The sequence below is a fragment of the Leifsonia sp. SIMBA_070 genome (assembly GCF_046534635.1).
GTDB lineage: Bacteria > Actinomycetota > Actinomycetes > Actinomycetales > Microbacteriaceae > Leifsonia.
The window spans coordinates 1-333 of record NZ_JAWRYK010000102.1; the positions used below are offsets into that span (position 1 = coordinate 1).

General features: G+C 67.9%; 1 protein-coding gene. It reads left to right on the plus strand.

Annotated features, from left to right (window positions below):
• The coding region (locus tag SB754_RS19600; protein WP_410784069.1) for a ParA family protein at nt 1-333 on the plus strand (333 nt) is incomplete at both ends.

Genomic DNA, 333 nt, shown 5'->3' on the forward strand with positions numbered 1-333 from the left:
GGGGGTCGCAAACCCGTTGTAGGGGCGGCCCCCGCGAAGCTTGATCGCCACGGCCCCGCCCGCATCATCGCCCTCTGCAACCAGAAGGGCGGCGTCGGCAAGACGACCACGAGTATCAACCTCGCGGCCTCGCTCGCCGAGTACGGACGCAAGGTGCTCGCGGTCGACTTCGACCCTCAGGGCGCGCTGTCGGCGGGCCTCGGCATCAACACGCACGACATGACGACGATCTACGACCTCATGCTCGACACGAAGCGCGATGCGCACGACGCGATCGTGCACACGCACGTCGAGGGCCTCGACGTCATGCCGGCGAACATCGACCTGTCGGCC